General features: G+C 56.5%; 14 protein-coding genes. 4 read left to right on the forward strand and 10 right to left on the reverse strand.

The window, feature by feature from the left end; genetic code table 11:
• The 5 genes from WBC85_RS03530 to WBC85_RS03550 all read right to left on the reverse strand — a co-directional run.
• Positions 1-492: ABC transporter permease (locus WBC85_RS03530; RefSeq protein ID WP_424433293.1), on the reverse strand; the 492-nt coding region annotated here is incomplete at its 3' end.
• Positions 493-1,275 carry an ABC transporter ATP-binding protein gene (locus WBC85_RS03535; RefSeq protein WP_424433294.1) on the reverse strand — a complete coding sequence of 261 codons (783 nt, stop codon included), beginning with the start codon at positions 1,273-1,275 and terminating at the stop codon, positions 493-495.
• 15 nt (positions 1,276-1,290) lie between these two features.
• The gene (gene hydA, locus WBC85_RS03540) at positions 1,291-2,754 is read right to left on the reverse strand and encodes a dihydropyrimidinase (RefSeq protein ID WP_424433295.1); all 1,464 of its coding nucleotides are present in this window, start codon (positions 2,752-2,754) and stop codon (positions 1,291-1,293) included.
• A 52-nt stretch (positions 2,755-2,806) separates the two neighbouring features.
• Positions 2,807-3,043, reverse strand: coding sequence for a hypothetical protein (locus tag WBC85_RS03545; protein ID WP_424433296.1), 237 nt, complete (start codon positions 3,041-3,043; stop codon positions 2,807-2,809).
• On the reverse strand, positions 3,040-4,296 hold the full coding sequence (locus WBC85_RS03550) for a Zn-dependent hydrolase (RefSeq protein ID WP_424433297.1): 1,257 nt from the start codon (positions 4,294-4,296) through the stop codon (positions 3,040-3,042). Before WBC85_RS03550 ends, WBC85_RS03545 begins: the two co-directional genes overlap by 4 nt.
• A gap of 154 nt (positions 4,297-4,450) precedes the next feature.
• Here WBC85_RS03550 and WBC85_RS03555 point away from each other — a divergent pair, with 154 nt between their 5' ends.
• Positions 4,451-5,104, forward strand: a complete 654-nt coding sequence (locus WBC85_RS03555) for a TetR family transcriptional regulator C-terminal domain-containing protein (RefSeq protein ID WP_424433298.1) — start codon at positions 4,451-4,453, stop codon at positions 5,102-5,104.
• Here WBC85_RS03555 and WBC85_RS03560 read toward each other — a convergent pair.
• On the reverse strand, positions 5,074-5,778 hold the full coding sequence (locus WBC85_RS03560; protein WP_424433299.1) for an arylesterase: 705 nt from the start codon (positions 5,776-5,778) through the stop codon (positions 5,074-5,076). The two genes, WBC85_RS03555 and WBC85_RS03560, sit on opposite strands and share 31 nt — an antisense overlap.
• A 14-nt stretch (positions 5,779-5,792) precedes the next feature.
• Between WBC85_RS03560 and WBC85_RS03565 the strand changes: the two genes are divergently transcribed.
• Together WBC85_RS03565 and WBC85_RS03570 are read left to right on the forward strand one after the other, a co-directional pair.
• Positions 5,793-6,473 carry an ABC transporter ATP-binding protein gene (locus WBC85_RS03565; protein ID WP_424433300.1) on the forward strand — a complete coding sequence of 227 codons (681 nt, stop codon included), beginning with the start codon at positions 5,793-5,795 and terminating at the stop codon, positions 6,471-6,473.
• Positions 6,470-8,986: an ABC transporter permease gene (locus tag WBC85_RS03570; RefSeq protein WP_424433301.1), complete on the forward strand. Its 2,517-nt coding sequence runs from the start codon at positions 6,470-6,472 to the stop codon at positions 8,984-8,986. The genes WBC85_RS03565 and WBC85_RS03570 overlap by 4 nt, the downstream gene beginning before the upstream one ends.
• A gap of 7 nt (positions 8,987-8,993) precedes the next feature.
• Here the strand turns inward: WBC85_RS03570 and WBC85_RS03575 are convergent, their stop codons facing one another.
• On the reverse strand, positions 8,994-9,470 hold the full coding sequence (locus WBC85_RS03575) for an RrF2 family transcriptional regulator (RefSeq protein WP_424433302.1): 477 nt from the start codon (positions 9,468-9,470) through the stop codon (positions 8,994-8,996).
• A gap of 75 nt (positions 9,471-9,545) precedes the next feature.
• Here WBC85_RS03575 and WBC85_RS03580 point away from each other — a divergent pair, with 75 nt between their 5' ends.
• A complete protein-coding gene (locus WBC85_RS03580) occupies positions 9,546-10,103 on the forward strand; it encodes a gamma-glutamylcyclotransferase family protein (RefSeq protein WP_424433303.1) in 558 nt (185 codons plus the stop codon).
• Here the strand turns inward: WBC85_RS03580 and WBC85_RS03585 are convergent.
• The 3 genes from WBC85_RS03585 to WBC85_RS03595 are packed head-to-tail and all read right to left on the reverse strand — an operon-like array spanning position 10,100 to position 13,319.
• A complete protein-coding gene (locus WBC85_RS03585; protein WP_424433304.1) occupies positions 10,100-11,500 on the reverse strand; it encodes an MATE family efflux transporter in 1,401 nt (466 codons plus the stop codon). The genes WBC85_RS03580 and WBC85_RS03585 overlap by 4 nt on opposite strands.
• Before the next feature lie 4 nt (positions 11,501-11,504).
• Positions 11,505-12,830, reverse strand: a complete 1,326-nt coding sequence (gltX, locus tag WBC85_RS03590) for a glutamate--tRNA ligase (protein ID WP_424433305.1) — start codon at positions 12,828-12,830, stop codon at positions 11,505-11,507.
• A gap of 60 nt (positions 12,831-12,890) precedes the next feature.
• Positions 12,891-13,319, reverse strand: a complete 429-nt coding sequence (locus tag WBC85_RS03595; protein ID WP_424433306.1) for a DUF1801 domain-containing protein — start codon at positions 13,317-13,319, stop codon at positions 12,891-12,893.
• Positions 13,320-13,447 lie beyond the last annotated feature (128 nt).

The raw sequence follows: 13,447 nt of genomic DNA on the forward strand, positions 1-13,447 counted from the left end.
CGACAGATACATCGAAATGATCGCCTTTGGCAGCAGCCCCGATATGCCAACTGCGTTCAGCACCACAATAATCATTGGCGCAATCGCGAGAATCGGAATGGTCTGCGATGTAATGATCCAGGGCATCACGCTCATATCCATTGTGCGGTTGAACACGATCCCCACCGCCAAAGCGACACCCAGAACTGTTCCAAGCGCGAAGCCTAAAAGCGTCGCGCTCAACGTGACCCAGCTGTGATAGATCAGCGAACGTTTCGAGGTGATCTTTTTCTCGACGGTAGTCTTCCAAATCTCTGCGGTCACCTGATGCGGCGCAGGCAGTTTGGGTTTATCCTGCGCCCACGTATCGGCGACAACTTCTTTGAATGACAACTCGATGCCCGCGCGCTCGGCCTTGTCATAGGCCCAAGGTGCATTCAGCCATACCGCCGCCCCGTACCAAAGCGCGATTATTGCCGCAACTACCGTGAGGATGGGCACAAGGTTTCTCATTTACCCGTCCTCATGGCCTGCACGCAGGCCTTCGCGCACGCGATGGGCAATTTCGATGAATTCGGGGCTGTCACGTATTTCCAAAGGACGTTCGCGCGGCAGCGTGCTTTCGATGACATCGGTGATCCTGCCCGGGCGCGGTGACATGACCACGATCTTGGTCGAAAGATAGACCGCCTCCGGGATGGAATGCGTGACAAAGGCGATGGTCTTTTGCGTGCGGTCCCAGAGATGCAAAAGCTGCTCGTTAAGGTGATCGCGCACAATTTCATCGAGCGCCCCAAAGGGTTCGTCCATCAGCAGGATATCCGCATCAAACGCCAGCGCCCGCGCAATGGAAGCGCGTTGCTGCATACCGCCAGAAAGCTGCCAAGGAAATTTCTTCTCGAACCCGGCAAGCTCCACTAATTCCAGAACCCGCTTTGCGCGCTCGGCCTGTTCGGCTTTGTCATAGCCCATGATCTCCAGCGGCAAGCGAATATTGCCCCCGATAGTGCGCCATGGATAAAGGCCTGCTGCTTGGAAAACATAGCCATAGGCACGTTGTAGACGTGCTTGCTCAGCGCTCATCCCGTTCACCGTAATGCTGCCAGCCGTGGGCTTTTCCAGATCTGCCATAACCCGCAAAAACGTTGTCTTGCCGCAGCCAGACGGGCCAATGAAGCTGACAAAATCGCCTTTCTCAATGTCCAAGGAGACATCTTTCAGCGCATGAACCGGCCCGTCATTCGTTTGAAATGTCAGGCTTAGATTGCGCGCGCTGATGATTGTTTCACTGCTCAAGTGCTTAGCCCTGCCTTAAATGCCTGCCGGAATATTCATCGGATCGCGCTTGATCATTTTTGGCGCGTTCAGCTCTTTCCACTTGCTCAGCGCCACATTGGGCGCAGCAAAGGCAGGACGCGGGATGAAACGGCCACGGCCCGGGTTCGGCTGGCTGTTCTGCCCCCATGCCCAGATCACTTCGCCGCGGTTCAAAGTGTAGCGCGCCTGGGCGGTGACGTTAAAACCCTCAAACACGTTGTAATCCAGAATCGAATGATGGTTGGCGGGGCTGATGGTTTTGGAAATCTTTGGATCCCAAACCACAATATCCGCATCCGCGCCCTCAACGATTGCACCCTTCTTAGGGTAGATGTTGAGGATTTTCGCAACGTTGGTAGAGGTCGCCGCGACAAATTCATTTGGCGTCAGGCGGCCCGTTTCCACCCCTTCGGTCCAGAGCACGGCGAGACGTTCTTCCAAGCCGTTCGAGCCGTTCGGAATGATGCGAAAATCATCGCGGCCCGCGCGTTTTTGCTCGGTCGTGAAGGCAGCGTGGTCGGTAGCCACCACTTGCAGCGAACCTGATTGCAGACCCGCCCACAGGCTGTCCTGATGTTCTTTATTGCGGAAGGGCGGTGACATGACGCGCCGTGCTGCGTGGTCCCAATCCTTGTTGAAATACTCGCTCTCGTCCAGCGTCAGGAACTGAATAAGCGGCTCACCATAAACACGCATGCCCTTTTGGCGCGCGCGGCGAATGGCTTCATGTGCCTGCTCGCAGGAGACATGGACAATGTACAAAGGCGTGCCTGCGCAATCGGCAATCGTGATGGCACGGTTCGCGGCTTCGCCCTCAAACTCGGGCGGGCGGGAATAGGCGTGCCCCTCTGGCCCCGTAATGCCCTCATCAAAATACTTCTGCTGCATTTCAGCAACCAGATCACCGTTTTCCGCATGCACCATGGGCAAGGCACCCAGCTCGCGGCAGCGCTTGAAGCTGGCGAACATTTCGTCATCCTCAATCATCAATGCACCTTTATAGGCCATGAAGTGCTTGAAGCTGTTCACGCCCATATCAACGGCGTCTTTCATGCCGTTGAACACGCCCTCGTCCCAGCCGGTGATCGCCATGTGATAGCCGACGTCCGAGCAAATTTGCGGCGCGGACTTGCGGTGCCATTCATTGATCGCATTCTTCAGATCGCCGTCTTCACCGGGCAGACAGAAATCCACGATCATCGTCGTGCCGCCTGTTGCCGCGGCCCAAGTGCCCGTTTCAAATGTCTCCGCAGCGGTGGTTCCCATAAAGGGCATCTCAAGGTGTGTGTGCGGATCGATCCCGCCGGGGATCACATAGGCACCTTCCGCGTCGATATATTCGTCGCCTTTAAGGTCCTCGCCGATCTGTTTGATGACTTCGCCCTCGATCAACACATCGGCTTTCCATGTGCGATCCGCCGTGCAGACCATGCCGCCTTTTATAACTTTGGTGTTCATGGGATGTCCTTCTTAGATCAATCTGTTCGAACGGGATTGCTGGCCTGTATAATCAGCCAGCGCATATCGCTTGGTTCGGCGTTTCGGGAAAGGCAACGGGGTAAACATTGCCCTCGTACAGGTAGAAAAAGCAGCCGTCTTGCACGAGAACATCCTTTGCAGGGACATCGGCAGGCAAGTTCTGCTCGACCTCTGGCGGCATAGGCGTGGTGAGGCGGTAGTATTTGTTGTCGGCGGCCAAAGTACCCGCGCTGATGCAAATGATAAGAACTGCTAGCAGGTGTTTCATTCCACAATCTCCGCCGTCTCCAAAACAGCATGCATCAGCACATCCGCGCCAGCGGTTGCCCATTCCTTGGAAATTTCTTCGGCCTCATTATGTGAAAGCCCGTCAACGCAGGGGCACATGACCATCGCAGTTGGCGTGCATTTGTTGATCCAGCAGGCATCGTGGCCCGCGCCGGATATCAGGTTCATATGCGAATAACCCAACCGTTCAGCGGCTGCACGCACCGCCGAAACGCAGCCCTCATCAAAAGTCACGGGATCAAAGCCACCGACCTTTTCGAATTCCACGCCAAGTCCCATGTCATCGCAGATCGCTTGAGCCTCAACACGCAGCCGCGCTTCCATATCCTCGATCACCGCAAGATCGGGCGAGCGGAAATCGACAGTAAAGACCACTTTCCCCGGGATTACATTGCGCGAGTTGGGATAGACGTCGATATGACCCGCTGCACCAACAGCATGGGGCTTATGCGACCACGCAATCTCGTCCACGGCTTGCAAGACTTTCGCCATGCCCAGCCCTGCGTTCTTGCGCATTGGCATCGGGGTCGAACCAGTGTGACTGTCCTTGCCGGTGATGGTCACTTGTGTCCAGCTTAGGCCCTGACCGTGGGTGACGACTCCGATATCCTTGCCCTCGGCCTCAAGAATGGGGCCTTGCTCGATGTGCAATTCGAAAAAGGCGTGCATCTTGTCTTTGCGCGCGCCCACAGGTTCCTCTCCACGCCAGCCGATGCGCTCCAGCTCGGAACCGAAGGATTTCCCCTCTGCGTCCTCGCGGGCATAGGCCCAATCTTCCGTGTGCACCCCCGCAAAAACGCCAGAGGCCAGCATGGCAGGCGCATATCGCGTCCCTTCTTCATTGGTCCAATTGGTGACAATGATGGGATGCTTGGTTTTGATACCAAGATCATTCATCGTGCGCAGAATTTCGAGGCCGCCAAGCACGCCAAGTACACCGTCATATTTTCCGCCCGTGGGCTGGGTATCAAGGTGGCTGCCAACGTAGACGGGTAGCGCATTAGGGTCGGTCCCCGCGCGCTCTGCAAACATATTGCCCATGGTATCAAGCCCCATGGTGCAACCCGCGGCCTCGCACCATGTCTGGAACAGCGAACGGCCTTCGGCGTCTTCATCTGTCAGGGTTTGGCGATTGTTGCCGCCAGCGATACCCGGCCCGATCTTGGCCATCTCCATCAAGCTGTCCCAAAGACGCTCACCGTTGATTTTCAGATTCTCGCCCGGCGCCGCCATGATGCATCCCCCCTGTAAGTCTTGCCGATCTGGCAGATCGGTTACTTTTTTACCATTTGGTAAAGACACGATTGCAATGCGCGTCGACTCTGTCAAGGATTGACTTGTGCGGCTTTGCCAAGCATTTGGACGCAGCCGAGAAAACGCTCAATTCATGAGCAATGCCGTAAATGGACCTGACGTGACACAGAGTGCCCCTAGGACAAAGAAAGCGCCAAGCCGTATCCAAAAGAGGAATCGGTCGCGCATTCTGGATGCCGCACTCGAAGTATTCTCAAGTCATGGTTATCGCGGCGCGACGCTAGATCAGATTGCAAATGAGGCGGGCCTCAGCAAGCCGAACATTCTATATTACTTCGGCGGCAAGGAGGACATTCATGTCACGTTGCTTAGCCAATTGATGGAAACATGGCTGGACCCGCTGAAAGACATGGATCCGAACGGTGATCCAACCGAAGAATTGCTGGGGTACGTCCATCGCAAACTGGATATGGCAATTGAACTGCCCCGCGAAAGCCGCTTGTTTGCAAATGAAATCTTGCAAGGCGCGCCGCGCATGGGCCCGCATCTGGTCGCCGATCTCAAACCTTTGTTCGATGATCGCACCGCCGTCATTTCGCATTGGATGGATGAGGGCAAGATTGCCAAATCCGATCCTGCCCATTTGATTTTCGCGATCTGGGCGACGACCCAACACTACGCGGATTTTGCAGCGCAAACCGAAGTTTTATTGCCAGATCAAGCCTCTCGCGAGGGCGGTGCGCATGGGTTCTTAACTCAGCTTTTCTCCAAGCTGCTTGCCCCCTGAACCCGCTCGATCAATTTCAGGTAATACGGGCCCAGTCCCTCAACGATCTTCGTCACACCTGCCGCATTCGGGTGGATACCATCGCCTTGCATGAACCCCTGAACAGCAGCGGGGTCAACAGCGGTGCCACTTTGCAGACCTAGAAAAAAGCTGGGGGCGAACACGCTCTCATAGGTTTCGCTAAGCTCGGGATAGATCGCGTCGAATTCCGCTTTATACTCAGCACCGTAGTTCGCGGGTGCAATCATGCCAACCAGCAAAACGGCCACGCCCTTGGCTTGCGCGGCTCTGAGAATAGCCTCGATGTTCGCGCGGGCCTGTTCTGGCGAAAGGCCGCGCAGTAAATCATTCCCGCCAAGGGCCACTGCGATACCCTGGATATCATCCGTCAAAGTCCACTCGATGCGCGCTGCGCCGCCCGCTGTTGTGTCACCTGACACACCTGCGTTCACCAGCCGAACATCCGCGCCCTGCTCTGCCAACCAAGCGCGCATTTGCGGAACGAAGCCTTCGTGCTCTAGCAACCCATAGCCTTGGGTCAGGCTGTCACCAAAAGCGACAAGCGTGATTTGTTCCGCGCGCAGCGGCGCAGCCAGCGCAAAAACCAGCGCAATTGATGCTATCGCCTTGCTGATCCCCGCCAAAGGCCCATATGCAAAGAGTGATTTTCTCACTTGGACGCTTCCTTATGCCGACACCCGTTCTTTCCCTTAAAGATGCGCAGCTTTCGCTGGATGGCAATGCCGGGCGCATAGATATTTTGCATGGGATAACGCTGGATGTCGAAAAAGGGCGCTCTTTAGCGCTTGTCGGACCGTCCGGTTCGGGCAAGTCATCGCTGCTGATGCTCATGGCGGGACTAGAGCGCGCGAGCGGCGGCCAGGTCATGGCACTGAACGAAGACCTTACCGCGATGAACGAAGACGCGCTCGCGCGGTTTCGCCGCCGTTCGATGGGCGTTGTGTTCCAGTCTTTTCACCTTATTCCGACGATGACAGCCCTTGAAAACGTCGCAACGCCCTTAGAGCTTGCGGGGGATCGTGATGCATTTCCCAAGGCCAAGGCAGAACTTGAGACTGTCGGCTTAAGTCATCGCGCAGATCACTATCCCAGCCAGATGTCAGGGGGCGAGCAACAGCGCGTCGCATTGGCGCGTGCGCTGGTTGTGCGCCCCGCAATCTTGCTTGCTGATGAGCCAACTGGAAACCTGGACGAAACCAACGGCAATGCGGTCATGGATTTGCTATTCGAATTACAAGCGCGTGACGGTGCGACGTTGGTTTTGGTGACCCACTCCAACGCACTTGCTGCGCGCTGTGATCGTCTGGTGCGCCTTCGCGACGGCCGTATCGAGGACGCTTCCCAATGAGCCTGTCCCTAGCCGCCCGGTTTGCGCGGCGTGAACTGCGCGGCGGCTTACATGGCTTTCGCATCTTTCTGGCCTGCCTCGCTCTGGGCGTTGCGGCCATCGCGGCGGTTGGCACCGTGCGCGCCTCGATCGAGGCTGGCCTTTCGCGTGAGGGTGCCGCTTTGCTTGGCGGTGATGCAGAGCTGGAGCTAACCTACCGCTTTGCCAACGCAGAAGAACGCAAATGGATGGACGCCAATGCGCTTGCCGTGTCAGAGATCGCAGACTTTCGCTCTATGGTGGTCGTCGGCGATGAACGCGGTCTAACGCAGGTCAAAGCAGTGGACACGCTCTATCCATTGATTGGCGCAGTCGGGTTGGACCCGCCTATGCCAATCGGGGATGCACTGGCAGAGCAAAGCGTTCTGCCCGGCGCCGTTATGGAACGTGTACTCATGGACCGCCTCGGCCTTGAAATCAGCGACATTTTCAAACTTGGCACACAGGAATTCCGTCTAACAGCGGCGCTCATCACTGAACCTGATAGCGCGGGCGGCGGTTTTGGCCTCGGACCCCGCGTTATCGTTCTGAAAGCTGCTCTGAGCAATTCAGGCTTGCTGGAAGCTGGCACGCTTTTCTCCAGCAAATACCGCTTGAAGCTAGCCGAAGGCGCAGACATTGATGCAATCAGCGCCTCCGCGAAAGTGGCCCTTGCCAGCAGCGGTTTGCGCTGGCGTGATGCACGAAATGGTGCGCCCGGTGTCGCAAGATTTGTCGAGCGGCTTGGTGCATTTCTGGTCCTTGTCGGACTTTCAGGACTTGCAGTTGGCGGCGTCGGCGTGTCGGCAGCGGTCAATAGCTATCTCAAGGGCAAAACATCCGTGATCGCAACCCTGCGCACCCTTGGTGCCGAGCGCGCGGTGATCTTTCAAACCTACTTCATTCAGATCGGCATCCTCAGCCTACTTGGGATCATTCTCGGTCTTGCGCTTGGCGCGCTCGCTCCTTTGCTGCTCGCCCCGCTCATAACCGAACGTCTTCCAATTCCTGCCGAATTCGCAATCTATCCCAAACCATTGTTTGAAGCGGCCCTGTACGGCGTGCTGACAGCATTGATTTTCACCACATGGCCCCTTGCGCGTACAGAAAACATTCGCGCGGCAACCTTGTTCAGGGATGCAGGACAAAGTTCCAAACGCCTTCCCGCAGCGCGCTATATGATCGCCATCGCTGCGCTGGTTGCCGCGCTCCTGTTCGCGGCAAGCTGGTTCTCTGGCACCGCCTTTCTGACACTCTGGACCGCAGGCGGGATCATCGGGGCGTTGATCTTGCTGGTGCTCGCGGCGCAGTTGATCCGCCTTCTTGCCAAATGGCTCGCGCCTTGGTCGCGAGGGCAAGCAAGCCTAAGATGGGCGCTGAGAGCGATTTCAGGACCACGTGAAGAAGCTGTGTCCGTCGTCCTTTCGCTAGGACTTGGATTGTCCGTATTGGCTTCGGTCGGACAAATTGACGGAAACTTGCGGGGCGCCATCGCGCGGGATCTGCCCACGGTGGCGCCATCCTATTTCTTTGTAGATATCCAGAAGGATCAGATGCCCGGCTATCTGGAACGCCTGCAAAACAACCCCGCGGTAAGTCGCATTGACAGCGCGCCCATGCTTCGCGGGATTATCACCAAGATCAATGGCCTGCCTGCACGCGATGTTGCTGGCGATCATTGGGTTCTCGAAGGGGACCGCGGTGTTACCTATTCAAGCGAAATACCCGATAACACCCGCCTGCTTGCGGGCAGGTGGTGGGCGCAAGACTATAGCGGTCCACCGCTCATCAGTTTTGCCGCAGAGGAAGCGGCAGAGATGAACCTGAAACTGGGTGATGAGTTGACGGTGAACATTCTTGGCCGCGATATCACTGCAACCATCTCAAGCTTTCGCGAGGTTGATTTTTCAACAGCGGGCATCGGGTTCATCATGTCGATGAACCCTGCCGCGCTATCCGGTGCGCCGCATAGCTTTATCTCGACGGTTTATGCAACGCCTGAGTCTGAAGCAGAGATCTTGCGCGATCTCGGCTCCCGCTTTCCCAACATCACTGCCATTCGTGTCGGTGATGCAATTGCGCGGGTGTCCAGCGTGCTGGAAGGGCTGGCCGCCGCAGTTAGCTATGGTGCCGCTGCGACCTTACTGACAGGGTTTCTCGTTCTGATCGGTGCATCCGCCTCGGGCGAGCAAGCGCGCACCTTTGAAGCCGCCATTCTGAAAACACTGGGGGCTACGCGCGCGCGCATCCTTCTCAGCTTTGCACTGCGCGCTGCGATCCTTGGCGGTGCGGCGGGCATAGTCGCCTTGGGCGCAGGTATCTTGGGCGGCTGGGCCGTAAGCACGTTTATTATGGAAACCCGCTATGAGGTGATCTGGAGCAGCGCGCTGGCCATCATTCTGGGTGGGATCTTAGCAACGCTGTTTGCAGGACTGGCCTTTGCATGGAAACCGCTTATGACCCGCCCTGCTCAGGTTCTACGATCGCAAGAATAGCATGCGCTCAAACTGCGTAGGCTAACTTTTCGCTCTCGGTTTTGCTGCACTTCGTGTCGCTCAAAAGATCAAGTAACGGGATATTGTCGCAGACCAGATCGGCAAGGGTTATGCCGTCCAGGTGGGTGTAAAAACTTTCAGCCGCCGCCGTGATCGCCTGACGCAAACGGCAGGCCTTTACCAGCGGACAACTGTCGTCGGCATCCGCGAAACACTCTGCAACCGGCACGGGCCCTTCGATTGCGCGAAAGACATCGCCAATCGCGATCTCACTTGGCTTGCGCGCAAGGCTTAACCCGCCATTGCGGCCGCGCTGCGTATAGAGATACTTAAGCTGGGCAAGCTGATGGATCACCTGTGCCAGATGATTTTCCGACGCATTACAGCGCGCTGCAATGTCCGCCTTGGTCACCAAATGACCCTCATTAGACGCGCAATACATCAACACGCGCATTGCAATATTCGTTCGTTTCGTAACGCGCATCGCATCCTCTTTTCGCCAAGCATCACAAGGTATATCTGTGGAACTATTCGCAATTGATCGAGGAACGTCGTTGATATGGATCAAGCAGGCAATGCCGCGCCACGCTTCTTTGGCTATGGCAGCTTAGTGAATCGTGCCACGCACGACTACATCGACATTCGCCGAACACGCGTCAAAGGATGGGCCCGCGCATGGCGCCACACAGGCCTGCGTGATGTGGCGTTTTTAACGGCTGTGCCTGATCCAACTGGCGAAATAGAGGGGCTAAGCGCAGCAGTCCCCAACGCGGATTGGGCAGCATTGGACGCCCGTGAATTTGCCTATGACCGCATCGCTTTGAAGGCAATGGACGACACGATGATCTACGCAATTCCAGACGGCAAGCACGCGCCCGCAAGCGCCGCGCACCCGATCTTGCTAAGCTATCTGGATGTTGTCGTTCAGGGCTATTTGAACGAATTCGGCGAAGCTGGGGCCGCGCTTTTCTTTGCGACCACGCATGGCTGGGATGCACCGGTTTTAGATGACAGGTGCGCACCGCTTTATCCACGGCATCAGCTTTTAACGCGCGAAGAAGCCCGCTTTGTAGATGATGCGCTTGAGGCATTGGAGTGCAAAGTGACGCGGATCTAGCGCTTCCAGAAGCTACGCTGCATAAGACGTGCTTCGCGCGCAAATGGCTCTGTTGCAACCCTCTGCGCCGCGCCCGCTTCAACGTTTCGCATTACGCGCAGTGCAAGGTAGAGCGAGATCAATCCAAAGACAACGCCGCCAACAGCTTGCCCGATCAACACGCCCGGCGCGCCGAACCATGCGGCCCCCAATATCACAAGCGGGATGGTACCAACTGTATGGCGGCCCCAATTGATCCAGGTCGAATAATATGGGTGACCGAGGTTGTTGAAGCTGGCGTTGGACACAAACAACAACCCGTTAAAAAAGAAGACAAGCGCGAGCGGACCGCAGAACAGATAAACGAGTTCGCGCGTAATCCCGCTGGCAACGAATATGTCTGCAATCGGTGCGCGCAGAACATAGAGCAAACAGGTCATCGCGACGACAAAGAGCGCGACAAATTTGATCCCCGCTATGAACCCGCCACGGACACGCCCAAATTGACCAGCCCCGAAGTTCTGCCCGATGATCGGGCCAACAGCGCCAGACAGTGCAAATATCACCCCGAATGCAAGCGGCGTAAGGCGGCCCACGATGGCCATACCTGCCACAGCAGCTTCGCCAAAGTCAGCCATGGCACGGGTGACATAGGCCTGCCCGATGGGCGTAGCCAGTTGCGTCAGGATCGCGGGGAAAGCAATTGCAAGAACAGGCCGCAGATCAAGCATCAGGTCCCGCATTTCAGGGCGCACAAACCCGCCATAGTGTTTGAGGATCGGAAGCAAGGAGACAGCCGCGATCGTCAGGCGAGCAGCGACAGAAGCAAGCGCAGCGCCCGTGAGTTCCATATCCAGACCGAAAATCAGGATCGGATCAAGCACGGCGTTCACGGCCCCGCCATAGATCGTCGCCATCATCGCGCGCTTGGCATCCCCATGCGCGCGCAAAATCGCCCCGCCGACCATACCAACCATCAAGAATGGAAGCGTCGGAACGATGATCTGCAAATAGTGCACCGCCAGATCATGGGTTTCACCCACAGCGCCCAAAAGTGTCACGAAGAAACTCAGGTTGAGCCAAACGAGGGCGGCGAACACCGCGCCAAAGATGACGCCGTAAATGAGCGCATGGGTGGCTTTGCGTTTTGCTTCGCTTTTGTCCCCTGCCCCAAGCGCGCGCGCTACAAGTGCACCTGCCGAAATCGACATGCCAATGCCGAAGGAGGTTGTGAAAAAAAGGATAGCCCCAGCATAGCCGACGGCCGCCGCCAGCTCCGCTTTGCCAAGCATTGAAATGAAAATCATATCGACGAAGTCGACAAGAAAGACAGCCATCAGCCCGACAGAGGCCGTTAGCGACATCACTGACACGTGGCGAAAGAGCGAGCCAGTCAGGAATTTGGCTTGCTCTGCCATGCAATCACCCCTTGGCTTTGATGACTTGAAGAAGCGGCATGAGCGATGCCATGTCAGGTCCGCGCTCGCGCCCCGTCACGGCTTTGCGCAGCGGCATGAACAAGCCTTTGCCTTTGCGGCCCGTCGCATCCTTAACCGCCGATGTCCATTCACCCCATGTGGCGTCCGTGTAGGGGCCATCGGGCAACATGGTCATCGCCTGCGCAATAAATTCTTCATCGCCTTCATCAATCAATGGATCAGCGCCGTTCTGCGCCAGATCCCACCATTCGCCCAGATCGTTCAGCACGGTGATATTCTCGCGCGCAACGTCCCAGAACCGCTCTGCATGCTGTGCCGGCACCCCGAGCGCGGCAATGCGATCAGCAACCGCAGAAAGCGGCAATGTATGGTTATAACGCGCTGTTAGCGGGTAGAGATCATTAACATCGAATTTCGTCGGGGCAGAGCCGAACTGGCTGATGTCAAAGCCTTCAATCAGTTCATCCATGGACGTACGAACTTCGACAGGCTGGGACGAACCAAGCCGCGCCAGCAATGATAGCAATGCCATCGGCTGAACGCCCGCTTCGCGCAAGTCTCGCAGGGCCAATGTGCCAAGGCGCTTTGAAAGCGACTCGCCCTGTGGGCCCGTAAGCAAGGAGTGGTGCGCAAACGCGGGCACAGTGCCGCCAATCGCGCGGATCATCTGGATTTGCGTCGCTGTGTTGGTCACGTGATCTGAGCCACGCACAACGTTCGTCACGCCCATGTCCGTGTCATCAACAATAGAGGCGAGCGTATAAAGCACCTGCCCATCACCGCGAATAAGCACAGGATCAGATACAGACGCCGCATCAATCGAGATATCGCCGAGGATGCCGTCCTTCCATTCGATGCGTTCCTGATCCAGTTTGTAGCGCCACACGCCTTCCCCGCGCTCTGCACGCAGCGCGTCTTTTTCCGCATCCGAAAGCGCCAAAGCCGAGCGATCATAAACAGGTGGTTTGCCCATGTTCAGCTGTTTTTTACGCTTCAGGTCAAGCTCGGTCGGTGTTTCGAATGCCTCGTAAAAACGGCCCATTTCGCGCAGCTTGTCAGCCGTCTCGGCGTAACGATCCAACCGAAGCGACTGGCGCTCGATCTTGTCCCAGGTCAATCCGAGCCATTCGAGATCCTGCTTGATCGCGTCCACATATTTTTCTTCCGAGCGCACGGGATCGGTATCGTCAATGCGCAAAATGAAAGTACCGCCTGACTTGGCAGCGATCATGTAGTTGAACAACGCTGTGCGCAGGTTGCCAACGTGAATGTAGCCTGTCGGGGACGGGGCGAAACGGGTGGTGGTCATGGGTGCATCTCCTGTTGGCGTTGCTCTGTCATAGGCGCTACCTTTTGTCCAGATTGCACTCTATTCGGGATGTACAGGCCAGATCGCAGCTAGGTCTGTCAAACCAGCGCGGATCAGTTCCTCCAGCACGTCCAGGTCGATATCCGCAAGCTTGTTCACATACAGACAGGATTTGCCCAACTTGTGCTTGCCCAGCCGCGCCATAATTGCGCTGTAGTCCTGATAGCCGGGCATGACGTAGATCGACAGATTGCTCTTGCGCGGAGAAAAGCCCGTTGCCAGAAAATCGCCGCTACGACCGCTATCATAGGTATAGTGATAGCGGCCAAAGCCAATAATGGACGGCCCCCACATTTTGGCTTTGAACCCCGTAATTTTGGAAAAGAGGTCAAGTAGAACCAAGGCATCTGATCTACGTACAGGATGTTCTTGCGCCTCGATAAAGTCGCGCGGATCAAGCTCTGTCGCTTGGGTTTTATTCTCTGCCATCATTCCCCCTCTCGCTGCGTCATAGATGCAAGAGCGGTTTGTTTGCCCTAGCATTACATTAACGTAACCGACGAGGCCCGAGATGAGCAAACCCTACATTCTGCGCACCTATGACAAGGCGCTCAAAC

Origin of the sequence: Planktotalea sp. (genome assembly GCF_049680325.1) — a bacterium.
GTDB lineage: Bacteria > Pseudomonadota > Alphaproteobacteria > Rhodobacterales > Rhodobacteraceae > Planktotalea.

What these genes read in the sequence shown, in the direction of transcription:
- WBC85_RS03580 (WP_424433303.1), top strand. Translation starts at nt 9,546, where the DNA reads ATGGATCAAGCAGGCAATGCCGCGCCACGCTTCTTTGGCTATGGCAGC.
- gltX (WP_424433305.1), bottom strand. Translation starts at nt 12,830, where the DNA reads ATGACCACCACCCGTTTCGCCCCGTCCCCGACAGGCTACATTCACGTT.
- WBC85_RS03585 (WP_424433304.1), bottom strand. Translation starts at nt 11,500, where the DNA reads ATGGCAGAGCAAGCCAAATTCCTGACTGGCTCGCTCTTTCGCCACGTG.
- WBC85_RS03550 (WP_424433297.1), bottom strand. Translation starts at nt 4,296, where the DNA reads ATGGCGGCGCCGGGCGAGAATCTGAAAATCAACGGTGAGCGTCTTTGG.
- WBC85_RS03595 (WP_424433306.1), bottom strand. Translation starts at nt 13,319, where the DNA reads ATGGCAGAGAATAAAACCCAAGCGACAGAGCTTGATCCGCGCGACTTT.
- WBC85_RS03575 (WP_424433302.1), bottom strand. Translation starts at nt 9,470, where the DNA reads ATGCGCGTTACGAAACGAACGAATATTGCAATGCGCGTGTTGATGTAT.
- WBC85_RS03555 (WP_424433298.1), top strand. Translation starts at nt 4,451, where the DNA reads ATGAGCAATGCCGTAAATGGACCTGACGTGACACAGAGTGCCCCTAGG.
- WBC85_RS03545 (WP_424433296.1), bottom strand. Translation starts at nt 3,043, where the DNA reads ATGAAACACCTGCTAGCAGTTCTTATCATTTGCATCAGCGCGGGTACT.
- WBC85_RS03565 (WP_424433300.1), top strand. Translation starts at nt 5,793, where the DNA reads ATGCCGACACCCGTTCTTTCCCTTAAAGATGCGCAGCTTTCGCTGGAT.
- WBC85_RS03570 (WP_424433301.1), top strand. Translation starts at nt 6,470, where the DNA reads ATGAGCCTGTCCCTAGCCGCCCGGTTTGCGCGGCGTGAACTGCGCGGC.
- hydA (WP_424433295.1), bottom strand. Translation starts at nt 2,754, where the DNA reads ATGAACACCAAAGTTATAAAAGGCGGCATGGTCTGCACGGCGGATCGC.